Source organism: Rhodococcus sp. PSBB066 (assembly GCF_017068255.1).
In the GTDB taxonomy this organism is placed as follows: domain Bacteria; phylum Actinomycetota; class Actinomycetes; order Mycobacteriales; family Mycobacteriaceae; genus Rhodococcus; species Rhodococcus aetherivorans.
This window is the reverse complement of sequence record NZ_CP070859.1, coordinates 4,956,124-4,981,779: the sequence shown is the minus strand read 5'-3', so window position 1 is coordinate 4,981,779 and position 25,656 is coordinate 4,956,124. Positions and strand designations below refer to the sequence as shown.

The 25,656-nt window shown below is 69.1% G+C and carries 25 protein-coding genes and 1 pseudogene; 16 read left to right on the top strand and 10 right to left on the bottom strand.

The annotated features are described in order from the left end of the window. Positions 1-4: 4 nt before the first annotated feature. The 3 genes from JYA75_RS22595 to JYA75_RS22585 are packed head-to-tail and all read left to right on the top strand — an operon-like array spanning position 5 to position 2,467. Complete coding sequence (locus JYA75_RS22595) at positions 5-1,147, top strand: LuxR C-terminal-related transcriptional regulator (protein ID WP_203329391.1); 1,143 nt, start codon at positions 5-7, stop codon at positions 1,145-1,147. After that, positions 1,144-1,932 carry an SDR family oxidoreductase gene (locus JYA75_RS22590; RefSeq protein WP_203329390.1) on the top strand — a complete coding sequence of 263 codons (789 nt, stop codon included), beginning with the start codon at positions 1,144-1,146 and terminating at the stop codon, positions 1,930-1,932. The genes JYA75_RS22595 and JYA75_RS22590 overlap by 4 nt, the downstream gene beginning before the upstream one ends. A gap of 4 nt (positions 1,933-1,936) precedes the next feature. Then, positions 1,937-2,467, top strand: a complete 531-nt coding sequence (locus JYA75_RS22585; RefSeq protein ID WP_006933107.1) for a flavin reductase family protein — start codon at positions 1,937-1,939, stop codon at positions 2,465-2,467. Between the two features lie 172 nt (positions 2,468-2,639). On the opposite strand, the gene JYA75_RS22580 is transcribed toward JYA75_RS22585, so the two are convergent. Together JYA75_RS22580 and JYA75_RS22575 are read right to left on the bottom strand one after the other, a co-directional pair. Then, complete coding sequence (locus JYA75_RS22580; protein ID WP_185113639.1) at positions 2,640-4,424, bottom strand: alpha/beta-hydrolase family protein; 1,785 nt, start codon at positions 4,422-4,424, stop codon at positions 2,640-2,642. A 116-nt stretch (positions 4,425-4,540) separates the two neighbouring features. Beyond that, the gene (locus tag JYA75_RS22575; RefSeq protein WP_006933103.1) at positions 4,541-4,966 is read right to left on the bottom strand and encodes a hypothetical protein; all 426 of its coding nucleotides are present in this window, start codon (positions 4,964-4,966) and stop codon (positions 4,541-4,543) included. 249 nt (positions 4,967-5,215) lie between these two features. Between JYA75_RS22575 and JYA75_RS22570 the strand changes: the two genes are divergently transcribed. Together JYA75_RS22570 and JYA75_RS22565 are read left to right on the top strand one after the other, a co-directional pair. Further along, entirely contained in the window at positions 5,216-5,665 is a 450-nt protein-coding gene (locus JYA75_RS22570) for a DUF6325 family protein (protein ID WP_006933101.1), read from the top strand. A 55-nt stretch (positions 5,666-5,720) separates the two neighbouring features. Continuing rightward, a complete protein-coding gene (locus tag JYA75_RS22565) occupies positions 5,721-6,014 on the top strand; it encodes an SHOCT domain-containing protein (protein ID WP_185713632.1) in 294 nt (97 codons plus the stop codon). Positions 6,015-6,099: 85 nt separating this feature from the next. Here JYA75_RS22565 and JYA75_RS22560 read toward each other — a convergent pair whose 3' ends face one another. Beyond that, a complete protein-coding gene (locus tag JYA75_RS22560) occupies positions 6,100-6,516 on the bottom strand; it encodes a CoA-binding protein (RefSeq protein ID WP_029542672.1) in 417 nt (138 codons plus the stop codon). Between the two features lie 202 nt (positions 6,517-6,718). Here JYA75_RS22560 and JYA75_RS22555 point away from each other — a divergent pair, with 202 nt between their 5' ends. Beyond that, on the top strand, positions 6,719-7,513 hold the full coding sequence (locus JYA75_RS22555) for a hypothetical protein (protein ID WP_006933093.1): 795 nt from the start codon (positions 6,719-6,721) through the stop codon (positions 7,511-7,513). A gap of 132 nt (positions 7,514-7,645) precedes the next feature. Continuing rightward, entirely contained in the window at positions 7,646-8,566 is a 921-nt protein-coding gene (locus JYA75_RS22550; protein WP_006933091.1) for a phosphodiesterase, read from the top strand. A 51-nt stretch (positions 8,567-8,617) separates the two neighbouring features. Here the strand turns inward: JYA75_RS22550 and JYA75_RS22545 are convergent, their stop codons facing one another. The 6 genes from JYA75_RS22545 to JYA75_RS22520 are packed head-to-tail and all read right to left on the bottom strand — an operon-like array spanning position 8,618 to position 15,795. Next, entirely contained in the window at positions 8,618-9,565 is a 948-nt protein-coding gene (locus JYA75_RS22545) for a dioxygenase (protein ID WP_203329389.1), read from the bottom strand. Further along, positions 9,562-10,650: a maleylacetate reductase gene (locus JYA75_RS22540; RefSeq protein ID WP_006933088.1), complete on the bottom strand. Its 1,089-nt coding sequence runs from the start codon at positions 10,648-10,650 to the stop codon at positions 9,562-9,564. Before JYA75_RS22540 ends, JYA75_RS22545 begins: the two co-directional genes overlap by 4 nt. A gap of 3 nt (positions 10,651-10,653) precedes the next feature. Continuing rightward, a complete protein-coding gene (locus JYA75_RS22535; RefSeq protein ID WP_006933086.1) occupies positions 10,654-12,453 on the bottom strand; it encodes an FAD-dependent monooxygenase in 1,800 nt (599 codons plus the stop codon). A gap of 36 nt (positions 12,454-12,489) precedes the next feature. Then, a complete protein-coding gene (locus JYA75_RS22530) occupies positions 12,490-12,942 on the bottom strand; it encodes a MaoC family dehydratase (protein ID WP_006933084.1) in 453 nt (150 codons plus the stop codon). Then, positions 12,939-14,522 carry a class I adenylate-forming enzyme family protein gene (locus tag JYA75_RS22525; protein ID WP_203329388.1) on the bottom strand — a complete coding sequence of 528 codons (1,584 nt, stop codon included), beginning with the start codon at positions 14,520-14,522 and terminating at the stop codon, positions 12,939-12,941. Before JYA75_RS22525 ends, JYA75_RS22530 begins: the two co-directional genes overlap by 4 nt. Before the next feature lie 25 nt (positions 14,523-14,547). Further along, the gene (locus tag JYA75_RS22520) at positions 14,548-15,795 is read right to left on the bottom strand and encodes an FAD-dependent monooxygenase (protein WP_239010485.1); all 1,248 of its coding nucleotides are present in this window, start codon (positions 15,793-15,795) and stop codon (positions 14,548-14,550) included. A 209-nt stretch (positions 15,796-16,004) separates the two neighbouring features. Between JYA75_RS22520 and JYA75_RS22515 the strand changes: the two genes are divergently transcribed. Together JYA75_RS22515 and JYA75_RS29195 are read left to right on the top strand one after the other, a co-directional pair. After that, a complete protein-coding gene (locus JYA75_RS22515) occupies positions 16,005-16,802 on the top strand; it encodes an IclR family transcriptional regulator (RefSeq protein WP_275408341.1) in 798 nt (265 codons plus the stop codon). A 29-nt stretch (positions 16,803-16,831) separates the two neighbouring features. Further along, positions 16,832-16,954: pseudogene (locus tag JYA75_RS29195) on the top strand (TetR family transcriptional regulator); the annotation flags it as partial. Positions 16,955-17,478: 524 nt separating this feature from the next. Here the strand turns inward: JYA75_RS29195 and JYA75_RS22505 are convergent. Further along, on the bottom strand, positions 17,479-19,137 hold the full coding sequence (locus tag JYA75_RS22505) for a helix-turn-helix domain-containing protein (protein WP_203329386.1): 1,659 nt from the start codon (positions 19,135-19,137) through the stop codon (positions 17,479-17,481). 234 nt (positions 19,138-19,371) lie between these two features. Between JYA75_RS22505 and JYA75_RS22500 the strand changes: the two genes are divergently transcribed. The 7 genes from JYA75_RS22500 to hcaB all read left to right on the top strand — a co-directional run bounded on the left by JYA75_RS22500 (position 19,372) and on the right by hcaB (position 25,604). Then, entirely contained in the window at positions 19,372-20,631 is a 1,260-nt protein-coding gene (locus JYA75_RS22500) for an FAD-dependent oxidoreductase (protein ID WP_203329385.1), read from the top strand. A gap of 139 nt (positions 20,632-20,770) precedes the next feature. Then, positions 20,771-21,628, top strand: coding sequence for an alpha/beta hydrolase (locus JYA75_RS22495; RefSeq protein WP_044475720.1), 858 nt, complete (start codon positions 20,771-20,773; stop codon positions 21,626-21,628). A gap of 22 nt (positions 21,629-21,650) precedes the next feature. Then, a complete protein-coding gene (locus JYA75_RS22490; protein WP_239010483.1) occupies positions 21,651-22,553 on the top strand; it encodes a VOC family protein in 903 nt (300 codons plus the stop codon). Then, positions 22,546-23,877, top strand: a complete 1,332-nt coding sequence (locus tag JYA75_RS22485; RefSeq protein ID WP_203329384.1) for an aromatic ring-hydroxylating dioxygenase subunit alpha — start codon at positions 22,546-22,548, stop codon at positions 23,875-23,877. The genes JYA75_RS22490 and JYA75_RS22485 overlap by 8 nt, the downstream gene beginning before the upstream one ends. Then, on the top strand, positions 23,874-24,434 hold the full coding sequence (locus tag JYA75_RS22480; protein ID WP_203329383.1) for an aromatic-ring-hydroxylating dioxygenase subunit beta: 561 nt from the start codon (positions 23,874-23,876) through the stop codon (positions 24,432-24,434). The genes JYA75_RS22485 and JYA75_RS22480 overlap by 4 nt, the downstream gene beginning before the upstream one ends. Positions 24,435-24,445: 11 nt before the next feature. Continuing rightward, positions 24,446-24,820, top strand: a complete 375-nt coding sequence (locus JYA75_RS22475; protein ID WP_203329382.1) for a bifunctional 3-phenylpropionate/cinnamic acid dioxygenase ferredoxin subunit — start codon at positions 24,446-24,448, stop codon at positions 24,818-24,820. Beyond that, complete coding sequence (hcaB, locus tag JYA75_RS22470; RefSeq protein WP_203329381.1) at positions 24,807-25,604, top strand: 3-(cis-5,6-dihydroxycyclohexa-1,3-dien-1-yl)propanoate dehydrogenase; 798 nt, start codon at positions 24,807-24,809, stop codon at positions 25,602-25,604. Before JYA75_RS22475 ends, hcaB begins: the two co-directional genes overlap by 14 nt. Positions 25,605-25,656 lie beyond the last annotated feature (52 nt).

Below are 25,656 nucleotides of genomic sequence, written 5' to 3'. Positions count from 1 at the left end.
GGCCATGGACATCGAGTTCCCGTTCGACGGTGACGACGACGATCGCACCGTCGCGACCGATCTCGCCGACGTCGCCGAGTCCCTCCTCGCCGTCGACACGGTCGAGGCGATCCAGGACCTGTGCATGGACCTCGTCCCGCGGGTGCTGCCGTCCCGTGCCTTCGGCATCTACCTGTTCGGCGACTCGCCCGGCCGCACCCCGCTGGCCGCCGCGGAGGGCGTCAGCGAACGCTTCCTGACGCTGTACGAGGAACTCGGCCGCCACCAGGACCCCGTGCTGCGCACGCTCGAGCAACGCCGCCGCCCCACCCACAGCAGCCGGCTGATGAGCGAGAACACGTGGACCGAGTCCCCGTTCTTCCGCGACGTGGCCCGCCTGCACGACATGCGGATGGTGCTCGAGGCGCCCATCATCGAACGCGGCCACGTCGTCGGCACCCTCAACTTCGCCGACAACGACCGGCTCGCGCTGGCGTCGCCCGCGGAGATCGCCGTCGCCGGCGCCCTGGGCCGGCTCGTGGGTGTCGCGGTCACCGAGGTGGCCCGGCGGGAGGCGGCCCGCGCCGTGCAGGACGACCTGTGGGCCGCGCTCGACTTGTCGAGCGAGGCCACGGTCATCCTCGATCTCGCCACCGGGCAACGCCAGGTCAACGCCGCGGCGCGGGCCCTGCTCGGCCGGGTCGGCATCAGCGAGCCCACGCTCTGGCTGACCGGGCTCATCGAAGCCGGCGGGCCCGGCCGCGACGCCGACGCCGGCATGCGGCAGACCTTCGTCCTGGACGTGCGCCTCGACGGGGTGTCCCGGCACCTGCAGGTGCAGAGCTGCGTCACCGACCGCGGCGGCGCCCGCCGCGTCGTGGCACTGCTCGAGCTGTTGCCCGCCGCACCGGGCGTCGCCGCGCTGCCCGACCACCTCGCCTCGCAGCTCTCCGCCCGCGAACGCGAGATCGCCGCCCTCGCCGTCGCGGGCCTGCAGGACCAGCAGATCGCCGAGAAGCTCTTCCTCAGCCGCTACACCGTCAAGCAGTACCTCAAGACCACCTACCGCAAGCTCGGGATCCGATCCCGGCTCGAGCTCACCCGCGCCGCCCTCACCGGCGAACCCGCCGACGACGGACCGCACCCCACGACCCCGGAGCAGCCATGACCACCACCGCCCCCACTGCCGTCGTCACCGGCGGCGCCACCATGATCGGCGCGGCCGTCGCCGAAGCCCTCGCCAAGGACGGCTGGTCCGTCGCGATCGTCGACGTCGATCCCGCCGGCGGAGCCGTCGCCGACCGGCTGGGCGAGCAGGCGAGCTTCCACCGCACCGACCTCACCGACGACGAAGCCCTCGCCGGCACCGTCGCCGCGATCGCCGACCGTCACGGCGGCATCGACCACCTCGTCAACCTCGCCTGCGTCTACCGCGACAACGGGCCCGCCTCCACCCGCTCCGACTGGCTCGCCACCCTCGACGTCAACGTCGTCAGCGCCGCCGTCCTCACCGGGCTCGCGCTGCCGTGGCTGCGCCGCTCCGACCGGGCCGCCGTCGTCAACTTCACCTCCACCTCCGCGCGCGTCGCGCAGGCCGGGCGCTGGACGTACCCCGTCAGCAAGGCCGCCATGGTCCAGCTCACCCGCAACATGGCCCTCGACCTCGCCGCCGACGGCATCCGCGTCAACTCCGTCTCGCCCGGCTGGACCTGGTCCAACGCCATCGACCAGCTCGCCGGCGGGGACCGCGTCAAGGCCGACCGGGTGGCCGCGCCGCTGCACCTGCTCGGCCGCACCGGCGACCCGGCGGAGGTGGCTGCCGTGGTGCGGTTCCTGCTCTCGCCCGAGGCGTCGTTCGTCACCGGAGCCGACTACGCCGTCGACGGCGGCTACACCGCCATGGGCCCCGAACGGGCCGATCAGCTCATGGCCGAACTCGCCGGACAGGAGTGACGCCATGACCACCCACGGACTCGATCTCCGCGACCTGCGCAACGCCTTCGGCCAGTTCGCCACCGGCGTCACCGTCATTACCGCGCGCGGTGCCGGCGCCCGGCGGGCCGGCATCACCGCGAACTCGCTGACCTCCCTGTCGCTCGATCCGCCCCTGCTGCTGTTCTGCCTCGCCAACCGGGCGCCCAGCTATGAAACGTTCTGCACCGCCGAGTATTTCGCAGTCCACGTGCTGGGGGTCGAGCAGCAGGGGCTGTCGCAGCGGTTCTCCCGGCCCGCCGAGGACAAGTTCGCCGGGCTGCCGGTCGACGAGGGGCCCGGCGGGGTGCCGCTGCTCGGCGGATGCCTCGCCCGGTTCGTGTGCACCCGCGAAAATGCTTACGTGGAGGGCGATCACACCATCTTCGTCGGCCGGGTGCGGGAGTACGAACGGGGAGAGGACGAGCCGCTGCTGTTCCACGCCGGCAGCTACCGGCTCGCGGCACCCCGGGAGGCCGTGCCCGGGTGCGTCGCCCGCTCGCCGGCCGCTCGGTAGGGCCGTCAGCCGCGCCGCCTGCCGCACCCGACGGCCGGGCGCGCGTCCATCACTACCGCCACGCCCTGGTCGGACTGTCGTCGACGTCGACGAGCAGGTGGTTCCCCGGGTCTCGGAAGATTCGGTGCCGGAACATCACTCGAATCATCGCCACCGGAACGCCCCTCCTGTCCTACTCGCCGGCTTCGATGATCGTCCGGAGGGTGGTGAGTTGCTCGGGGGTGATCCCCGTCGGTTGCATGACCGCGTTCCACCCGTCGACGTACCCGGAGGTGTATTTGTGGCCGTGGCCGCCCGGGACACCGGTGGAGAACGGCAGGTCCGCGGTGACCTGCCAGAACGTCACGAACGGCATCCAGAACATCTCCTCGAGCACATCCTGTCCGGGTGGCTGACCGATCCAGTCCGGTTCGCCGAGGATCAGATTCGGGCTCCACCAGACGATCGGGTCGGACGGATGCATCAGGTACAGGACCCGACTGCCGTCCCAGGGCGTGTCCGCAGGAGGAATCTCCGTCCGGGGATCGTTGGTGAACCGCACCGTGCGCCCGTTCTGGTAGACCGGCTCGATCTCCGGGCTGCCCGGGGCACGCCGATCGCTGAATTCCCGGAACAGGGTGTTGAAGTTCGGGGGGCCGACGAACAGCGTCCCCGAGGTGCGGTTGCGCAGATCGTATTCGCCGCTGAAGGCGGTCTCGCCGCCGAACGAGCCGAGGCTCTCTCCGGCGACGAACAGCCGGGGGCGGTTGTCCTGTGGCAGTTTCGACCACACGTCGTAGACCGCGTCGAACAGATCGCGACCGGCTTGCCGGGCCTTCGACTGATCGACCAGATAGGAGATCCACGACGGCAGGTACGAGTACTGGAGCGCCACGGTCGCCGCGTCGCCACCGGTGAGATACTCGAACGAATCCACCAGCGCCGGGTCCACCCACCCGCTTCCCGTGGTGGTGATCACCAGCAGGTTCCCCCGCTGGAAACCTCCGGCACGGCTGAGGTCCTCGACCGCCGACGCCGCCCGGGATTCGGAGTCGTCGGCCGACGCCAGTCCGGCATAGGTCCGGATCGGCTCCAGGGCCGGGCGTTGGGCGAACTGTGTGAGCTCCTCCGTGGAGGGGCCGGAGCCGATGAAGCTGCGCCCCTGCCACCCCAACGACTCCCACGGCACCACCGATCCCGGTCCGCCCGAACGCAGGCCGGTCGTGGGCTGCTGTATGCCCTCCGGGGTCATGGTGTCCCGCACCGAGAACGCCGAGTTGGCGACACCGACGAGGCCACCGAGCAGCACACCCGACACGACCGCATAGACGAGCCAGGCGACCGCGAGCCACCCGACCACGGTCGCCGCGCGATGTCCGATCCACCGGTTGAGCAGAGCGGCCAGCCAGCGATACAAGCCCCGGACGCCGCGTCCGACCGCCAGGAGGAGACCGAACATCACTGCAGCCACGACGGGGGAGAGGACCACGAGCGCGACGTTGTACTCGGTGACCCCCATCAACACGCGGATCTCGTGCTGCCAGTACTGACCGATGGCGAAGGAGCCGACGAACAGCACCGCCGCGGCGACGAGGAAGACCAGCCAGGAGCCGCGCCGCGGACGTCGAGGGCCTCGGTCGGCGAATGCGCGCCACACGAACGCCGCGAACACCCCCAACCCGTAGCCGATCGCGGCAGTAATGCCACAGATCATGCCCTGGAGCAGGCCTCCGCGTGGTAGCAGCGACGGCGTGAACGACAAGCACGCGAAGATCAGTGCGCCCCAGCACCCCGGAAGGGTGACGTACAGCAGCTTCCGGCGGCCCACGGTCTCGGGCGACCGGCTCTCGTCGTCTCCTGCCGCGGCCTCCACGGTCGCGGTGCGATGTCCGGAGCCGGGAAGACCTGCACCGGTGTTCGCCGTGTCGGGCGCGCTCGGCGCCGAATCGTCCTGGGCCCCGGTTCCCTGTGGTGTCATTGCTGTCCGCCTATGTGCGACCGGTCCGGGACGAGCGAGAAGCATTCCCGATTTCGCGCCAGGCCGACTTCTCGATCAGCAGGGGAACGAAGGTCCGGATCTCCTCCTCGCCCTGGTCAGTAGTAGTCGGCTCGCGGGTTCCAGGTCGAGATCGCCCAGATCACCACCACGTCGAGTGCGATGATCAGGATCGACCACCACGGGTAGTACGGGAGCCACAGGAAGTTCGCGAGGATCGACAGCGCAGCGATGACAATTGCCGACACTCGTGCCCACGTCGCGCCGCTGATCAGGGCGATGCCCACGACCACCATCACCACGCCGAAGACGATGTGGACCCACCCCCAGGTGGTGAGGTCGAATTTGAAGGTGTACTCCTGGCCCTGGACGAACACCTCGTCCTCGGCCACCGCCGCAATCCCCTGGAAGAACTGCAGAATGCCGATCGTGGCCATGATGACCGCGGCCCCGATCGACGTCCCCGCGGCGATGCCCTGTTTGACGGACATGCCTTCCTGATCGGCACGCACGTTCTGAGACATGATGCTCCCCTTCCGAGGCGGGACTGGTATCGCCCAGTGTGCGCTTCGGCTCTGTTTCTCTGCAGTGGCTTTGGGCCTTTTTCCCGTTTCGAAGCGGTCACGAGACCGGCATGCGCCGGGGGCGGGTCGGTGTCCCGATGCCACATGTGCAAAAACTGATGCGGGTTGCCGCGCGCGGACTATCGTCGAACAGGTGGTGGGGTGGTGCGCCCGCCGAACACTGGTTCCGTCGCTGAAACGAGGCTCCTGGTGACCGATTCCGACATCGACGAGATGGGTCCGGTCGACTATCTCGTCATCGAGTTTCCTGCCGATCGCCCTCCCGACGGGTCGGCGCTACCGCTCCTGCGCGATCTCGTCGAGCGCGGCATCATCCGCGTGCTGGACCTGGCGTTCGTCCGCAAGGACCCCGACGGCTCCGTCGCCGGGATCGACATCGCCGAGGTCGGGCTCGAGGGCGAGATCGACGTGACCCTGTTCGCGGAGGCCGCCTCGGGTCTGCTCGACGACACCGACTTCGCCGAAGCCGGAGCCGCGCTCGAGCCGGGCTGCTCGGCAGCCGTCCTGGTCTACGAGAACACCTGGGCCGCGCCCTTCGCGCGGGCGCTGCGTCGCAACGGCGCCCAGCTCGTCGCGTCGGGCCGCATCCCGGTGCAGAGCATCCTGTCGTCTCTGGACGCCCTTGGATCTGAAAGCTGAAGTAGAACAGAGTAATTCGAATCGATATACCATTCGAGTACCCGAGGAGTGCACCATGCCCGGACTGCTTCGCGGAGTCGCCCGTACCGCCGTGGTGGCCGGAACCGCCACCGCCGTGTCCAACCGGGTGTCCCGGCGGCAGGGCCAGCGCTGGGCGGCGCAGGAGCAGGCTCCATACGACCGCGATGCGCAGTACCCGCCCGAACCTGCCCCGACGCCGGCCGCCCCGGCGGCGCCGGGAGGGACGGACCGGATCGCCGCATTGAAGGACCTCGCCGAGCTGAAAACACAAGGCGTGCTCACCGAGGCCGAGTTCGAGGCCGAGAAGGCCCGGATCCTGGCGTCCTGATCCCTCCGCTCGATCGGCACGGCGGCCGGCCGTCGCCGGCGGGTCGGCCGGTCAGCGAGGGCGACGCCGCGGCGCAGCAGCGGGCTCAGCCGCGCCGCCTGCCCCACTCGATCGCCGGGCACGCGTCCATCACCATCGCCACGCCCTGCTCGGTGGTGCGCCGGAACGCGTCCTCGTCGATCACGCCGAGCTGGAACCACACGCCCTTCGCGCCGATCGCGACGGCCTGGTCGGCGAACTCGCCCGCCGACTCCGACCGGCGGAACACGTCGACCACCTCGACGGGGAACGGGACGTCGGCGAGGGACGCGTAGCCCTGCTCGCCGAGCACCGTCGGCGCGTTCGGATGAATGGGGACGATCCGCTTGCCGCGCTCCTGCAACAGGCGCGCGATCCGATACGCGGTCCGGCCGGGATTGCCGGACAGCCCGACCACCGCCCAGGTGTCGCAGTCGTCGAGCATCAGGTTCACAGCCTTCGGGTCCTGCCAGGACGTGCTCATGGCAGCAAAATTACCCCTCGTCGGCGCGGGGCGGACGTCGTCGCGGCACCCGGGCCGACCCACCGAAGGCCGACTCGTCCGGCTACCGCCGAACCCCTGCCCGTACTCTGGAGTACAGAAACTCGAGTCGTGCCGCGTTGGACCCGTCGCAACACAGCTCACCGATGCGTACGGGGCGCAGCACAGAAATGGACGCAGTCGAGTGCAAGATACGGCCGGTCGAGGCATCCAAGCCTTCATTTCCGAGGTCATCCAGCGCGGGGGCCGCGCCGAGCGGCTCGAGCACCTGCCGCGCAACCCGGTCCAGGTGTGGGGCGTCGACGGGAACAGCTGCATCGTGCGCGTCCGCGCCAAGATCGACGGGGACTGGCAGGCGCGACGGCAGGACGCCCTGCCGGACGCCGACGACACGGGCTCGCAGTTCTGGGTCTTCGTGGACCTGGGGAGCACCCCGGTGACGTACTTCGTGCTGCCGTCCGACGAGGTCGCGGCGGGGATCGCCGCCGAGGTCGACATCTGGATGGCCGATGCGCGCGGCCGGACCCGCACCGGAAGCCACGCCATCCCGCTCAGCAGCGTCGCCCACGGCAAGGACCGCTGGGACCTGCTCGGCCTGACGCCGGCCAAGGACACCACCCGCTACACCGACGACGACGCGGCCGAGGCCGAGCAGGAGCGGCTCGCCCGCAACCGCGCGCGCAAGGCGAGCGCCTCGGGCAAGGCACGCGGGGCGGCCGAACCCGAGGTCGCCGAGGACCCGCGGCTGCCGGTGCTCGCCGACTGGGACGGCTACCGGGTCAAGGGGCGGTTCGACCCCGCCACCGGCGTCCTCGAGATCACGGCCGGTCCGATGGAGGGCCGACGGTTTCCCGATCCGACCACCGCCGCCGTCGCCGTCGCCAGCTACCTCAGCGGTGACGTCGAATCGTGCGACGGCGGCATGTTCTGGCGCCTCGACCAGCCGGAATCCACGCCGTTGGGGGCGCACCTCGCCTGACGGCACCCGAGGTTTCCGCCCTGTTCGCCGTCGCGTCGACTCCGGGGTGCCCAAGGGCAACCCGAACCCGTTCGACTATGGTCATACTCGACGTGTGCCCCTGAGCACGTCGGCGAACGGAAGTGAGAGATCATGGGCAGCCCTCGTGGGGCCGAGCGAATAGCCGAATACCCGAGGCCCTCGCACACCCTGCTGCACATCACCGACACCCACCTGGTCGGCGGAGACGAACTGCTCTACGGGACGGTCGACGCCGACGCCCGGGTGCGGCAGATTCTCGCCGATATCCGCGCGTCCCAGGTACAGCCGGACGCGCTCGTGTTCACCGGTGACCTCGCCGACCGCGGCCAGCCCGACGCCTACTCGAAGCTGCGCGGCCTCGTCGAGCCCGTCGCGCAGGCGCTCGGCGCGCAGATCGTGTGGGCCATGGGCAACCATGACGACCGTGCCACCTTCCGTGAACTGCTGCTGGATCAGGCGCCGTCCACCGGCCCGATCGACCGCGTATACGACGTCAACGGCCTGCGCATCATCACCCTCGACACCTCGGTGCCCGGCTTCCACCACGGCGAGATCTCGCAGGAACAGCTGAACTGGCTGGCGCAGGAACTCGAGACGTCGGCGCGCTTCGGCACCATCCTCGCCATGCACCACCCGCCGGTGCCCAGCGTGTTCGACCAGGCCGTGCTCGTCGAGCTGCGCGACCAGGCCGGCCTCGCCGAGGTGCTGCGCGGCACCGACGTGCGCACCATCCTCGCCGGGCACCTGCACTACACCACGACCGCGACCTTCGCCGACATCCCCGTCTCCGTGGCCTCCTCGACGTGCTACACCCAGGACCTCAACGTTCCGGCCGGGTGCCAGCGCGGCCACGACGGTGCCCAGGGCTTCAACCTCGTGCACGTCTACCCGGACACCATCGTCCACTCCGTGGTGCCGACCGGCAGCTACATCACCACCGGCCGGCCGTCCACCGCGGAGGACGCGGCCCAGCGTCTCGCCGAGGCCGGAATCCGCATCCCCGAGAACCCGGACGTCACCGTCCGCGTCTAGGCGCGCGCCGCACAAACTCGGACGGTCGGTACCGGCGTCGCCACGGCCGGCCTACTCGGCGGGCGCCAGCACGATGTCGAAATCGACGCTCGCCCAGCTGCGCCCCGCGAGGTCGTGTCCGTCCGGCGGAGTCTCCTGGGCCGAGTGCTGGACGAAGTCCTTGACGAGCGAGTCCTCGACACCGAACACGCTGTCGCGGTCGAGGTAGTCGCAGCCGTCGACGAATATATGGGTGACGAGCGTTCGAAGTCCCGGCGCGGACACCATGAAGTGCAGGTGGGACGCGCGTATCGGTGACCGCCCGGCGGCTTCGAGCAGCCGCCCGACCGGACCGTCGTGCGGAATCGGGTAGGGGGTGGGGGTCAGTCCCCAGAAGCTGTACCGGCCGTCGTCGCCGGTGAACAGGTGAGCGCGAGCCGCGACCCGATCGTCGCGGTACTGCACGTCGTACAGTCCGTCCTCGTCGGTCTCCCACACCTCGATGCGCGCGCCCGGCACAGGCCGGCCGGTGAGGTCGCGGACGGTGCCCTGCACTCGGCACGGTTGGCCCTTCGCGCCGAACGTCAGGTCGCCGCCGGTCTCGATGCGCGGTGACCCTTCGACGAAGAACGGCCCGAACACGGTCGACGCGGTGGCGTCGCCGATGGCCTCGTTGTTGACGGCGATGGTCTGCATCGAGACACCGAGGACGTCCGACAGGAGGACGAACTCCTGGCGTTTGTCGTCGGTGATGTGTCCGCACTCGGTGAGAAAGCCGACGGCGGTACTCCATTCCTGCTCGGTGAGCCGTACCTCGCGCACGAATGTGTGCAGATGCTGGACGAGCGCCCGCATGAGCTGACGCAGGCGCGGCGAACCGGTGTTGTCGAACGACGCGACGACCCGGTCGACGAGGTCCTGCTCGCGCCGTGCCTGTTCGGGCGATACGGAGGGCGGCGCGTCGAGTGGGCGAGGGGTGGAATGGAACGGCTCGTGAGGGTGATCAGATGGGGCGTTCACGGAGTCCTCCGGGTCTGCCGCCCCGACCACGCCGCGTACAGCAGCTCGGTCAGGTTCCGCGGCGTGACGGGTGTGGGATTGGTGTCGGGAACGGCGGCAAGGCAGCGCCGCACCGCGTCGGGAAGATCCGCCTCGCGCATCCCCAGCTCGGCGAGAGACGTCGGAGCGTTCGAGCGCCGCCGTAGTTCGTCGAGCGCTGCGGAGGCCGCATCGGGATCCGTCGGGGTCGGGGATCCCAGCGCGACGGCGAGGCGCCGGCCGAGCGTGCGGAGCGACGCGGCGTTGAAGGCCAGCACGTAGGGCAGCACGACGGCGTGGGTCTGCGCATGCGGCAGACCGTATGCGCCACCGAGGACGTGGCAGATCTGGTGGTGCATGCCCGCGCCGGCCGACGCGAACCCCATGGCAGCGAGGTACGCGCCGTACAGGCAGCGGTCGCGGCCGTCGATGCCGCCGGGGTCCGCGACAACCTCCGGCAGGCCGGTGGCGAGGGCACGGGCGCCCTCGAGGCAGAGCGCGGCATTGATCGGATCGGCGCGCGGGGCCCACAGCGAGTCGATGCAGTGGGCGAGCGCGTTCAGGCCGCTGGCGACACTGAGATCGACCGGCAGGGTGACGGTCAGCTCGGAGTCGTAGATCACCGAGGCCGGAAGGACCGCGTTGTCGGCGCCGGTGGTCTTCACCCCCTTCTCGGTCAGCCCCCACACGTTGGTCGCTTCCGAACCGGCGTAGGTCGTCGGCACGGCCACGATCGGTAGGCCGGTGGTCATCGCGACGGCCTTGGCCAGGCCGACGGCCGATCCTCCGCCGATACTGACGAGGGCGTCGGCCTCGGCGTCGATTGCGGCCCGCCGTGCTCGTCGCGCAACCTCGACGGGGACGTGCGGATGGACCTCCGACCAGCGGTAAACCACCGGCAGGTCCCCGGCGATGCGGTCGGCGAGGGCATCTTCCGCCGCCGATGCCACGAGCATGACCCGCGCGGCGCCGAGCCGGTCGATCTCGGCCGCGAGGTGGCGGCGTGCGCCTCCGGCCCCGAACACCACGCGCTGCGGAAGGGCCTCATGGGTGAACGACAGTCCCATCGGTCACGCCTGCCGGTGCAGGATTCGGAGCATGGCGTCGCGCAGTGCGGCCACCGGGTCGTCCGCCACACGGTGTGCTCGCCATCCGATGTGGGTGTCCGGCCGGACCAGGACCGCACCGTCCTCCGCCACCTCCCGCAGCCTGTTCCAGTCGAAGTACAGGTCCTGTACCTGCTCGCCGGCTCCGATCACGATCGGGACCACCTCGACGCCGAGTTCCTCCGAGACCTTCGCCGCCGCGCCGGCCCACGCCCGGCCGGTCTTGCCGGTGAAGAGAGTGAACTGCGTGTACTTCGCCAGATCGTGAGTGGACATCTTGCTCGTCGAGTTGCCTACCCAGCAATGCGGGAGGCGCACACCGGGATACGTGTGCGGCTCGTAGTAGAGTTCCGGATCCCGAGCGGGGGCGGGCAGGACGCTCCCGTCCCCGGCCACCGCGGTGGAGCCGGCGTAGTTCTGCCCCAGCTCGACGCCGAGAGCGTTGAATTCGTAGTTCTTGAGCTCCATCGCCGCCGCGAGCGCCTGCCTCTTGGTGGCACCTTCGGGTGTGTCGGCCCGGAGTTCGGCGAGTTCGGCCTGCATGTGTTCGACCGTCGTCGCCCGAGTTGTGCCGAGGGCTTCGAAGATTCCCACGAACTCCCGACTGGACTTGTTGGCGCGCCTGACGATCTGCTCGGCGACAGGGACACGTTCGACCGAGTAGGTCTCGAGGAGTCCCGGACCGGCGCGTCCTTCCAGCACGGCGGCAATCTTCCAGGCGAGGTTGTAGGAGTCTTGGATCGAGGTGTTGGAGCCCAGGCCGTTGCTCGGCGGATGACGGTGGGCCGCGTCGCCGGCGATGAAGACCCGGTGCGACTGCATGTGCGTGGCGTACATCTCGTTGTTGCCCCACAGCGAGTAGCCCGTGATCTCCACGTCGATGTCGTCGCGACCGATCATGGTGCGGACGATCTCCCGGGCGTGATCGTCGTTCATCTCCGGTGGCGGCAGCTCGATGTCGTAGCCCCACACTGCGAGCCACTCGTTCCACGGGCGCACCATGCGGACGAGTCCGGCGCCGATGCCGCCGACATCCGAGCCGGGCTGCACCACCCAGTACAGCACCGAGGGGCGGTGCGCGACGAGGTCGGTGAGGTCGGCACGGAACGTGATGTTCATCGAACCGGCAATGTCCATCCGGCCCTCGAACGGCAGGTCGAGGGAGGCCGCGATCGTGGAGCGGGCGCCGTCCGCCCCGATCAGATACTTGGCCCGGATGTCGAATTCGCGGCCGTCGAGCCGATCGAGAACACGGACGGTGACCCCATCGGCGACCTCGGAATGCGAGAGGTACTCGGTCGAGAACCGCGTCTGCGTACCGCGGACCGTGGCGTTCTTCACGAGGATCGGTTCGAGATGCGTCTGCGGAATGTCGCAGTTGAGGGACGGCGAGGCGAGCACGTAGTCGGCCTCGCGTGCGGGGTGGGTACCCCACGCCAGGATCCGCCCGAGTTCCTCGCCCGCCAGGGCGGTGCAGAACACGGTGTCACCCATGATGGCGTGGGGGGACGCCTCCGCAAGGACCTGCTGCTCGATGCCCACGTCGCGGAAGATCTCCATCGTCCGCTGATTGGTGATGTGAGCGCGTGGCGTGTTGGCGGTCCACCGGTACTTGGTGATCATGATGTTGTCGATGCCGAGCGTGGACAGGAACAGTGCGGCGGAGGCGCCGGCGGGGCCGGACCCGACGATGACGACGTCGGTTTCGACGACCGGGCCACGGGGAGGGGCGGTCTCGGCGAGACCGTCGTGAAAGACAGGCATTGGTTCTCCGAAGGCAGGGGCGACGGGCGGCGGGTATCAGTCGTAGTAGCGGAAGATCACCTCGGCGACGCAGGCGGGCTTGTCGCCGTCCTCGATCTCGATGACGCACCGGTAGACGGCGTCGACGCCGCCGTCGAACGGCACGGTCTCGGCCAGGTGCAGGTCCAGCCGTACCCGCGAGTCGACCGGAACCGCGGCCGGAAAACGAACTCTGTTGAGGCCGTAGTTGAGTCCGAGGGCGCAGAAGGACGTATCGATGGTCTGCTGGATGAGCCCGCCGATCAGCGCCAACGTGTGGTAGCCGTGCGCGATGATCGATCCGAACGGGGACGCCGCGGCGCGCTCGGTGTCGAAGTGGATCCAGTTGAAGTCGTGTGTGGCCTCACCGAATCCGCGGATGTGCTGGTGGTCCAGCGTCACCCACGGGCTGGAGCCCAGATGTGTGCCGACGTGCTGGGTGAGATCGGCGGTGCTGCCGAAGACGATCATCGTTCCTCCTGGGACGGGACGGGCGCGGGGCTGTCGGATTTCGGGTCGAGCATCTGTTGCACGCCCCGGCGGTCGAGCTTGGAGTTGGCCAGGAACGGGAGCTGGTCGCAGAACCGCACGCTCTTGGGGATCTTGTACGAGCTGAGGCGCTCGCGAAGGAACTTCTTCACCTCTTCCTCGGTCGGGGCGTGCCCGCGGGCCGGGACCGCAAGCATGTGGGCGGCCTCGCCGAAGTCGGGATCCGGCACGGCGGCCACGGCGGCGAGCTGGATGCCGGGGTGGTTTTCGACGGCCTGCTCGATCTCCATCGGTGAGATGTTGTAGCCGCCCGAGCGGATGAGCAGTTTCGAACGTCCAGCCAGGACAAGGTTTCCCGAGTCCTCGAAGTATCCGAGATCGCCGGTGCGGAGCCATCCCGTCGGCGTGATCGCTTCGGCGGTCTTGTCGGGCTTTCCCCAATACCCGTGCATCAACGGGTTGCGTCGTACGAGGATCTCGCCGGGTTCGCCGGGGCGGTGCCCCGGGACCGGTTCGATCCGGATTTCGATGTCGTCGAGCGGCTTGCCGACCGTGCGGGTCGCCTCTGCAGGGGTGATGTCCCGATCGGTCATGGTGATGCACCCGATTTCCGTCATGCCGTAGGAGGCACCGACGACGGGGATCCGGGCGGCGAGCCGTTCCGCCAGGCTCACCGGCAACGGTCCGACCCACCACAATCGCTCGAGCGAGCCGAGGTCCGTGGTCTCGAACCGATCGTGTGCCATGAGCCTGTTGAGCATGGTTTGGATGACTCCCTGCCAGAGGGTGACCTTCTCCTGCTCGATCGCGTCGAGTGCGGCGCCGGCCTCGAACCGCGGCAGCTGGACGAGGGTGCCGCCGGACAGAATGGCGGACACGACTTCGTTGCCCTGACCACCGATGTGGTCGATCGGCATGAGCGACAGGATGCGTGGCGCCTCGACGGGAGTGTGGCGCAGGAGCGCGGAGAAGGTGAGGATGCCGCGATGGGTCACGACGGCGCCCTTCGGGTCCCCCGTCGTCCCGGACGTGTAGACGATCGACAGCGGGGCGTCGGGGTCGACGGGCCGCGCGACGGATCGTGCGGGAACCGCCTCGAAGGGCACTGGCCCGCCCGGCTCGTCACCGAGATGAACGACGGCACGAATGTCGTGGCGTTCCGCGGCCCGATCGACGAGGGCACCGAACTGCGTGCCCTCGAATCGTTCCACGGTGACAAGGACGGAGGGCGTGGCGTCCGTGAGGATGTAGTCCAGTTCCTTCTCGTTCACCCGCGTTCCGATCCCGAGGAAGAGGGCGCCCAACCGGGCGCACGCGAGATAGACGGCGACGACTTCGGGGCGCGGGTACGAGAGCATGCCGACCCGGTCGCCGGGGCACACCCCCAGCGCTTCGAGACCGGCGACGGTGCGTTCGGCCTGTTCCCGCAGTTCGCCGTAGGTGCAGCGGAACGAACCGTGCACGACGGCCTCGCGATCGGGGTGGGCGGCGGCGCGGCGGGCGAACACGTCCCAGAGGCTGGTGTTCGAGGTGCCGGGGCTGGGATGAGGTTGATCGATCATGATGGTCCTCGGCGTGCGGTGATGGTCAGAATCGGGTGGACGGCGAGAAGCGCTCGGCGGAACCGGATGTCACCCGGCTGTCCAGCCACATTCCCGGCCGGGTCCACCAGCGCGCGGCGAACGCCGCCCCCCATTGCGCGGCACGGTCGAACACGGTGTTCGCCTCCATCTGGGCGAGCGCGCCACCGGCGGCATCGGCGTTGAAATGCCCTGCACGGCGGCGTGTCTCGCCCGCCGCGCCGACCTGTTCCCGGGCGGCGGCATCCCCGCCGTCGCGAGCTGCGGCGGCGAACGCCTCGATCGCGGCTTGCGCGTCGCGCACTCCGGAGTTCAATCCGCGTCCGCCGCCGAACGGTGCGAACAGGTGCGCCGCTTCACCCGCGAGGAACACCCGGTTGTGCGGGTCCGTGAATCGAGCGGCGACCGCGCGGTGGAATCGATAGCGCGAGACCCACGCGATGCGATCGCGGTAGCGTTCGCCGAGGATGGCCGCGACCCAGGCGGCGGTGCCGTCGGCCGACTGGAGGGCCTCGACGTCGTCGTCTCGGCGTGCCTGGAGGTCGAGGCGCCACCCGCCCTGGAAGGGCAGGACGAGGACATTGCGTCCTTCGACCGCCGGGTGCCGGTAGTGGAACTCCCGCACGAGCGGCAGCGGGTCGTCGGCAACCTCGTCGACGTCCACGATGACGAAGGACGCGTCGGACCGCGGACCCTCCATGCCGATTCCCAGCGACGTGCGTACCGCAGAGTGCGCACCGTCGGCGGCTACGACGTAGTCTGCGTCGATCGTGCTGCCGTCCACGAGGTGGACGGTGACCCCGTTCTCGGTGGACGACACGCTGCCGACCCGACTGCTCCACCGGATCGGAATCCCGGCCTTCTCGACGTGCTGGAGCATCGCCCGCTCCTGCAGCCGCTGCGAGATGCTGGCGCCGAACGCGCCGTGGGGCGCGCGCGGAAAGGTCCGTTCGTACACGGTGCGGCCGTGGTACGTCGAACGGATACGCGGCCAGGTCACGCCCTCGCGGGCGAGCCGCGCGCCCAGGCCGGGGGAGAATGCGTCGAGCTGGTCCAGCGTTTCGCGGTAGAGGTAGGTCGCGCGGCTTCCGGGTCGGAGCCGGTTGCTGTCCTCAGCCTCGAGGATTGTCGTCCGGAGGCCGTGTGAGTGCGCGGCGAGGGCCGCCACGAGTCCGACGGGGCCGGCGCCGACGACCACAACCCGAATTCGTGGCGCCGAGGTCGGGTCCGGGGGAGAGGGGGATTCGGATGTCATGGCTTCGACTGTGGCCGGACCCGGATCGGTGCTCAATGGATGACTCGTCCAGCGATCGGGCCGGGTGTTGTGGGCATCGACTCGAGGCGGTGGGCACGTGGACGCGGCCCCGAGGGGCGCAGGCGGAGCGGCGGGCGTGATTCGTTGACAGGGTGCCGGTCGGTGGATAGCCTCATTGGAACGATCGTTCTAGCCAGCTTGGAGGCGTTATGGCAGGAGATCCTCGTCCCGGACTGGAATGCCGCAGTGTTTCGGCGCCGGACGATCGTGCGGCTACCGCATCGTTGCTCGGGCGGGCATTCGAGATCCTGGGTGTATTCACTCAGTCCCGACGGTCCATGACACTGAGCGAACTCGCGCGCGGAAGCGGGTTGCCCAAGTCCACGACGCACCGTCTCCTCGCGATGCTGCAGGAGGTGGGCGCCGTCGAGCGTATCGACGACCGGTATCAGGTGGGACTGCGGTTGTTCTCGGTGGGACTCTGCTCCGCCGAGCTCGAACTCCGTGACGCTGCGCTGCCGTTCCTCGAACGAATCCACCGGGCCACCAGGCAGACCGTGAACCTTGCAGTCCTGCGCGGAAACGACGTGGTCTATCTGGCGAAGATGACCGGTGGTGCAACGTCGACCCCGGCCTCGGTGGGTGGCAGGCTGCCGGCTCATGCCACGGCGGTCGGCAAGGCTCTGCTCGCACACACACCCCTCGGCCCCGCGCCGTCGCGATCTCGCGTCCTCGTCCCGCGCACACCCAGCACGATCGTGCGTCCGGACGACCTGCACACGTGTCTCGAGCGCGTCCGCATCTCCGGGTACGCGCTCGATCGCGAGGAATCTGCGAAAGGCCTGGCGTGCGTAGGGGTTCCCGTCCTGGTGGGCGACGATGCGGTCGCGGCGATCTCCGTGGCGTTTCCGAGCGGGTACGGCACCGGAGAGCAACTCGTCTCGCCGTTGCGGGAGGCGTCGGCCGCGATCGGCCGGTCGCTCGGGGCGCGTTACGTATCTGCCTAGACGAGTCGAGGGAGGTGGGGACCGGATCCATGGCCGGCGCGGAGGCAATTTCACAGAACAGTCGCGACCACCTGATGAACGTCGCGGAGGAGTTGATGGCGGCTCAGGGCTACCACCGGACCTCCATCGCGGACATCCGGCGTGCATCGGGGCTTCCCGTCGGATCGATCTATCACCACTTCAAGAGCAAGTCCGGCCTGCTCGCCGCGGTGATCGAGCGGGGAAGCCGGAGGTTCTTCGCCAATCTTCCTCGGGCGGTGAATATTTCCGGATCCACCGAGGAGGCGATGCGCGCGTATTGGTCGGCCGCGGCCGCAACCATCGCCGAACACATCTCGTACTTCCAGCTCGAGGCGGACATCGTCTGGCACGGGGCGGCCGACCCGGAACTCGCCGCTGTGGTGGCGAAGGCCACCGGCTATGCCCGCGACCAGCTGGTGGACGTCATCGAGCCGTTCGCGCAAGAGGCCGGTGTGGTGGACCCGCGCGCGTTCGCGGTCGAACTCGCTCTGACCAGCGTGACCTTCGTGCGCGGCGCCGTCATCGAATCCGGGGGGGGACGCGGCGTACCTCGAACGCAAGATCGGCGCCCTCTACCGGATGTTGCGCGCCGACATCGTCGCCCAGGGCGCCGGCCGCGGCGCCGGCCCGTAGGAGCACGGTCGCGCGGCCCGCGTCAGCGGCCGTCCCGGCGTCCCACGACGGTGCTCAACCGCAGCGCCAGCAGCAGGAAGAAGCGAGCATCCGGGTCGTCGAGATCGACGCGGAGCAGCTTGCAGACGCGTTCGATGCGGTAGCGCAACGTGTTGACGTGCACGTGCACGTGCAGTGCACGGGCCGTTTCCGCCGCTCGCCGGTCCTTCTCCAGATACGTCTGCAGCGTGTGCAGCAGATCGGAGCCGTCGCGACTGTCCGCGCGGAGCACCGGAGCCAACGATTCCTCCGCCGCGGCCGCCAGCGCGTCGACCCCGCCGACGTGCGCGAAGAGACGGTACATTCCGAGAGACTCGACGGAGACGACGGCGCGTTCGCGTCGTCCGTGGACACCGACGCGCAGCGCGAAGCGGGCCTCGCGCACGGCCGCGGGATAGTCCTCGGCCCGGCGACAGACCGGACCGATGCCGGCGCCGAGCACGTGTGGGCGGCACTCCTCGACGATCGCAGCGAGGTGCGTTGCGAGGACGATTGATTCCGCGTCGCCGCGCACGGGCCACAGCACGAACGCGTCGCCCTCGAACGTGGTCAGCTGCGCGCCGGGGACCCGAGACCGCACCCGCCGGCCCAGGGTGTCGAGCAGTGCCCGATCCACGTGCCGGTCACCTCCCACGGCGACGACCGCCCGAGGGACGCCGAGATCGAGCCCGACCAGCAGAGCCCGATGCCACAGCCGGCGCAGCTCGTCCTTCGACCCGTCCAGCAGGCTCCGCACCAAGTGATCGGTGAGGCGGATCTCGGTTTCGAGGGCGGCACGGTGCCGCGCGAGGTCCATCCCGACGAGAGCCGCCAGCACGCGCACCGAGTCGTCCCCGGTGGCGGCGGCCCCACGCAGGGTCAGCGTTGCGTTGTCCGTTCCGGGGACGCGGAACTCCCGCACGCACCCCGTCGTGCGGCTTCGGTCGACGGTCGGGTTGCCCGGCCGCGGCGGGCGGCCGTTCGGCCCCTCGAGGTGCACCGATGCGCCCCACGCGTCGCCTGCGAGTTCGAGACAGTGGTCGAGGCCGGCACCGGAGAGCATCGATTCGGCCGTGGCCAGATACAGCTCCCGCTCGGCGCGGGACCGCTCGCGGTCGTCCTCGAGCGTCCGCAGGTCCTGCGCGGCGCGTGCTCGTTCCGCGGCCCGCTCGCGCAGCTCCCCGGCCATCGACGCGAGACCGGCCAGCGCGCGCAGCTCCTCCGACTCGACGGGGCGGCGTGCGCGCGACACCACATACAGCACCGAGTCGACGTGTGCGGCCCCGCTCACCGGCACCGCCGCCGCCGAGACCAGTCCCTCTCGTTCCAGCAGCTGCCGCATCCGGGGGATCGCCCGGGGGTCCGCGCTGTAGTCGGGTGTCGACACCGGTCCGCCGCTGCGCAGCACCTCGCCTCCGAGCCCCCGGTCGGGCGGTATGTGGCTCAGGGCATGGACTTCGGGCTGACTCAGACCCGACCCGGCCACCATGTGGAGACCGTCCTCGCGGGCGTCCATCCAGAACGCCGCGTCGGCACGCGCGGTGGCGCGCGCCGAGGTGAGTGCCGCGCGCACCACGTCGTCGGCACTGTCGGCCGCGACGATGTCGCGAAGAGCTGTCAGGATGTCGGTGTACTGAGCGCGCCCGGATCGTTCGACAGGCATGGCGGTGAGCATACGCTCGACCACGGCCGCGCTCCGGCGTATTCGCCGTGCCGATTCGGGTCCGCAGATGAGAGAAACGCTGGGCCGCATCACACTTCACAGGACCGTCCCGGTCGGAGTTCCGGCGCACGGAACAGTCGATGGACGGCGGTGTCCACGCGAACCTACTGTGATCCGTACAACATGCCTGCGGAGTGGGGCACCTCCCAACCGCTCCGTGAAGGAGATGGCACCTTGACCCGTAACAAGCACCACGTCGTCGTCGGCGCCGGCACCGCCGGCCTGGCCGCGGCGTCGGCGATGAGAGACAACGGATTCGCCGGTCGAATCACCGTCGTCGACGCCGACCCTCACACACCCTACGAACGCCCGCCACTGTCGAAGGAGTACCTCTCCGACCGCAGGCTGCGGGAGATAGTGGCCGAGACGGAGTACCGGCGCCTGGACATCGAGTTGCGCCTCGGTGTCGGGGTGCGCCGGCTCCGACCGTCGGACCGGCGCATCGACACATCCGACGGGGAAGAGCTTGTCGCGGACCGGGTGCTGCTCACCACCGGCGTGGCGGCACGGCGGTTGGACGTCCCCGGGGCCGCCCTCGGAAACATCCTCACGCTGCGAGATGCGGCCGACGCCGCGGCCTTGTCCGCCCGGCTGAGGGCGGGTGGGCCGCTCGTCGTCGTGGGTGGAGGGTTCGTCGGCCTCGAGGTCGCTGCGGCCGCGGCGGACCGCGGAATCGACGTCACCGTCGTCGAACTCGGCGAGCTCCCCCTCCTGGCGGCCGTCGGCCCGGAGATCGCCCGGCGCATCTGCCGGCTGCACACGGAACGGGGGGTGCGCATCCTGACGCGCCGCACGGTCGACGCGTTCGCGGGCTCGCGCACAGTGGAGTCGGTGCGGCTGTCGACCGGCGAACGTCTCGACGCGGCCACCGTCGTCGTCGGGTGCGGTGTCGTCCCCAACGACGGTCTCGCGAGACAGGCGGGAGTAGCCTGCGCCGACGGCATCACCGTCGACGACCTGGGCCGCAGCAGCGACCCCTGGATCTGGGCGGCCGGAGACATCGCCGCGCACGTCAACCCGCACCTCGGTCACCGGGGTCGGATCGAGCACTGGGACGTGGCCCGCCGGCACGGTGCAGCCGTCGGAGCGTCGATGGCGGGGAACGCGACCGTCAACCGCGAAATCCCCTACTTCTGGTCGCACCAGTACCAGCACACGCTGCAGATGTACGGGCGCGGGCGGCCCGGCGACCGCGTGATTGTCCGTGACTCGACCACCGAACCCGGATTCGTGGCCTTCTGGGTGCGCGAGGGGCGTGTTGCCGCCGCAGCCGCCCTGGACGAGCCGCGCGATGTCCGATCGGCAAAAATCCTGGCGGAAAACAGGATCGAAGTTCCGGACGAGACTCTGCGGTTCGCCGGTACCGACCTGCGCAGGCTGGTCCGCCAACTGAGGAGCCCGGACACCCGGCGCGATATCGATGTGACCGGGTGATCCCGAAACAGACGCGACCCGAATCTATTCCATAACCGGATTCGCCCGGGCCGGGGCGTTTCAGGTGCCCCGTGGCGTGGTCCCGCTAGCCCCGGCCCGGGGTGAAATCTGGGCACACCCGGACGTAGAGAGGATGACGATGACGACAACAATGGAGACTTCGGACGTCGAAGCCGGCGGTTTCCGCATCCGGCTCAACAGAGCCGGCCCGCGCACCGGGGAGACGATTCTGTTCCTGCACGGATCGGGGCCCGGTGCCACCGGGTTGTCGAACTATGCCGCGACCGTTTCCGCCTTCGCGGACGACTACGACTGTCTTGTGATCGACCAGGTGGGCTGGGGCGACTCGAGTCACCCGGCCGAGCTCCCCCCGAGCGGACGTGTGCGGCAGCTCGTACTGAGCAACCTGGCGCTGGTCGACGCCCTCGGCCTCGACAGCGTGCACCTCGTGGGGAACTCGCTGGGTGGGGTCGTCGCCCTGAACATGCTGACCGTCGCCCCGGACCGGATCGGGAAGGTCATCGGCATGGGAGCCGGTGGCGGCGGCAACACCGCGCCGACCGGGGAATTGCTCAAGCTCATCGAGTTCTACAACGACCCCACGCTCGAGAGCATGAAGCAGTTGATCTCGTACATGCTCCACGATCCGGACCTGTTCGGCGACGAGATCGACGCGATCGCCCGGGACCGGCTCGAGACGGCGCTGCGTCCGGACGTGCGCCGATCCCATCTCCTCACCTTCGGGCTTCCGCAATCCGGTCCCGGGCTTCCGGGCCTACGTGTCCCGGAGACATCGCTGCGGCGGATCCGCAATGATGTCCTGCTGGTCCACGGCCGCGAGGACTCGGTGGTCCCCGCCGAGAGCAGCGAATGGCTCGCCCGGCGAATCCCCAACGCGCGCCTGCATGTCATGCCGCACTGCGGTCATTGGGCGCAGATCGAACAGGCCGATCGGTTCGTCCAGCTCAGCACGCTGTTCCTGCGCGGCAGGATCTGAGATGTCAACGAAAGGAAATCCCGTGAGCACTGTGAAGGCTCTTGCCTACCTGCGTGTGCGCGGCCCCGTCGACGAGTGGAGGGAGTTCGGCACCCGCATCGTCGGAGCCCAACTCGTGCCGTCCGACGACCCCACCGAGGCCCGCTTCCGGTTCGACGAGCGTGAGTACCGGCTGACGGTCGAGGACGGTCCCCCCGGGGCGGACGCCCTGCTCGCCCTCGGGTTCGAGACGCGGACCAGCGAGGACCTCGACGCGCTCGCCCGCCGCCTGGTCGCGAACTCGGTCCCGGTCTCGGAGGATGCCGATCTGGCGCGTGCACGGCATGTGCAGCGGCTCATCGCCTTCGATGACCCCGACGGCAACCCGATCGAGGTCGTGTACGGTCATCCGCACGACCACACCCCGTTCGTGTCGCCGCGGGGAATCGACTTCGTCACCGGCGATCTCGGCCTCGGGCATGTGTTCCTCTTCGCATCCGACGCGCAGCGATCCGCCGAGTTCTACCAGTCGATGCTGGGCTTCCGCCCCAGCGACACCATCGCCTTCGGCCCGACCAATGCAGTCTTCTTGCACTGCAATCCGCGTCACCACACGGTGGCGCTCGCCGCCATCCCGGGCTTCGAACCGGGGATCGGCCATGTGATGCTCGAGCTCAGCCGCCTCGACTCCGTCGGCCGTGCACTCGATCTGGCGATGGAGACGCCAGGACAGGTCGTCCGCGCCCTCGGGGAACACACCAACGACGCGATGACCTCGTTCTATCTGTCCACACCGTCCGGGTTCGCGATCGAGTACGGATGGAACGGCAGACTCGTGGACGACGACTCGTGGACTGTCGGCCACTACCGGTCGGCCAGCACGTGGGGCCATCAGGTCCTTGCCGACGTCCCCAGCGCCGTGGCAGTGGGGGCCGACGATGAGTGACATCCATGCGCTGGTCGACCCCGCTCACGGCCGACTCAACCCCACCATCTACACCGACCCGGGCATCTACGAACTGGAGCTCGAGCGGGTGTTCGGCCGGACCTGGCTCTTCCTCGCGCACGACAGTCAGTTGCCGGAGCCCGGGTCGTTCGTCCAGACGTACATGGGTGAGGATCCGGTTCTGGTCGTGCGCCAGCGAGACGGCTCGGTGAAGGCGTTCCTCAATCAGTGCAGGCATCGGGGAATGCGCATCTGCCGATCGGACGAGGGCACGAGTCGCGCGTTCACGTGCACCTACCACGGCTGGTCGTACGACCTCGAGGGCAACCTCATCAACGTGCCGCAGCAGCAACGCGGATACCGTGACCGGATCGACAAATCCTCCTGGGGCGCCACGAAGGTCCCCCGCATCGCGAGCTACCGGGGGTTCCACTTCGGCACCTGGTCGGACGAGGTCCCGGACTTCGTCGAGTATCTGGGCGAGATGGCGTACTACTTCGACGCGACCATCGATCGATGGGACAACGGCCTCGAGTTCGTCAAGGGCGCCGCGAAGTGGGTCATCGACTGCAACTGGAAGCTGCCGGCGGAGCAGTTCGCCAGCGACATGTACCACGCCGCGATCTCGCATTCGTCGGCGATGCTGGCCCTGCACGAGGATCCGGCCTTCCACGGTCTGCTCAACCCACCGCCTGACGCACCGGGCCGGCAGTTCGCCGGTGACGGCCACGGATCGGGGAGCTTCTGGCTCCCCGAATTCGGTCCCGACCTGCACGCAGGCCCCGAGTACAGCGCCTGGCAGACCGCACATCGCGACGAAGTCTTCCGGCGGATCGGCGCCGACCGCGCCGTGAAGGTCTCGGGGCACAATCTGATCTTCCCGAACTTCTCCTGGCTCGGACCCGTGAACACGATGCGCGTGTGGCATCCGCGCGGTCCCGGACAGATCGAAGTGTGGGCATGGACGTTCGTACCGAAGGACGCGTCGCCGGAGGCCAAGGCGGGAATGCGGCGGGGCACCCAGCGGTCCTTCAGCCCGGCCGGGGTCTTCGAGACCGATGACGGCGAGAACTGGACCGAGGTGCAGCAAGTGCTGCGAGGCTGGAAGTCGCGTAGCACCGAGTTCAACGTCCAGATGGGGATGGGATTCGAGGAACGCGACAGTCACGGTCTTCCCGGCCTGTCCAACGACGTTTACAGCGAAACCGCCGCCCGTGGGTTCTACCAGCGGTGGCTGGATCTCGTCGACGGCCTGCCATGGGACGAAATCCTCCGCCGAGCCGACGAGGCCAAGCGCTCCGAACACGCAGGAGAGAACCGATGACCACCGACACCCGCAGCGCCGACGGGCTGCCCGCGGCCGTCCAGCGCGCCGACGTGCATCTGCAGCACGCGGTCGAACAGTTCCTGTATGCCGAGGCGGAACACCTCGACAACCACCGCTACCACGAATGGCTCGAGTTCTTCGGGGAGGACGTGCACTACTGGGCGCCCACCCGCATGACCCGCACGTTCCGGGAACGCGACGCCGAGATCTCCGGCCCGGACGAGGGCGCGTTCATCGACGACGACTTCTCCTTCCTGCGGGGCAGGGTCCGCCGGCTGACCTCGGGCCTGTCATGGTCGGAGGAGCCCCCGTCGCGCACCCGGCGGTTGCTGACCAATGTCCGTGTCGCGCACCGCGAGGACGGCGATCTCGACGTGGTGTGCAACTTCTGGGTCTACCGCAGCCGGCTCGAGCGGCACCAGGACTGGTTCGTCGGTGAGCGCTTCGATGTGCTGCGCCACCACACCGGCACCCTGCCCTTCAAGATCCGCGAGCGCCGGATCGTCCTCGAGCAGACCACGATCCTCGCCCCCAGCATCAGCATCTTCCTGTGAGGTATCCGACGATGACGGCTGAATCATCCAGTGAGAACACGCGGTGGGTTCGTGTCTGCGCGGTCGGCGACCTCGACGACGACGACGCGGTGCGGCTCGACTCGCGTCCGCCGGTGTCGGTGTTCAGGTCGAACGGGGAGTACTTCTGCGTCGACGACACGTGTACGCACGAGACGTACTCCCTCGCCGACGGATGGATCGAGGACTGCGTCGTGGAATGCCCGCTCCACATGGCGAAGTTCTGCCTCCGAACCGGCCGGCCCCTGAATCCGCCCGCGACGACCGCGGTCCGCACGCACCCGGTCCGTATCGAGGGCGGCGACATCCACGTCGGACTTCCCGACTCGTACGAACTGAAGGAAGGAGCCCGTAGTGGGACGGCTTGACGGAAAGTCGATTCTCGTGACCGGCGGCGGGTCCGGGCTCGGCCACGCCCTGGTGAGACGGTTCGTCGAGTACGGCGGTCGCGTGACCGTGCTCGACAGGTCGGAGCCGAAGCTGACAGCACTGCGCGAGGCGTTCGGGACCAGCGTGCGCACCCTGAAGGGCGACGTCACCTCGTTCGCCGACAACAAGCAAGCAGCCGATCTCGCCGTGCGCGAGTTCGGTGCTCTCGACACCTTCGTCGGCAACGCCGGAGTCTGGGACTTCGGTCGTTCGCTGCTCGACGCGTCGCCGGAAGAACTGGGTACCGGGTTCGACGAATTGTTCTCCGTCAACGTGAAGGGCTATCTGCTCGGTGCGAAGGCCGCAGCGCCGCACCTGAAGTCCTCCCGCGGCAGCATGATCTTCACCCTGTCCAACGCGGCCTTCTTCCCGGGCGGCGGTGGGCCGCTGTACGTCTCGTCCAAGCATGCCGGCGTGGGACTCGTGCGCCAGCTGGCGTACGAACTTGCCCCGGAGGTTCGGGTCAATGCGGTCGCTCCCGGCGGCATGGCCACCGACCTGCGCGGGCCCGGCGCGATGGGGCTCGCCGATCACTCGGTGGCCGAGGCCATTCCGATCCGGCAGATGGTGCGCGACAACGGAGCTCTGCAGATCGAGGTGGAACCCGACGATTACGTGGGCGCCTACCTCTATCTCGCGTGCCGTGACGATTCCGCGACCGTGACGGGAACAGTAGTGGACGTCAGCAGCTGGGGAACACCCAAGAGGACCGACGCCGTCTGACGGCGCAGCGACCGGGGTGGGTCTGTCGTTCGCGACAGACCCACCCCGGCGT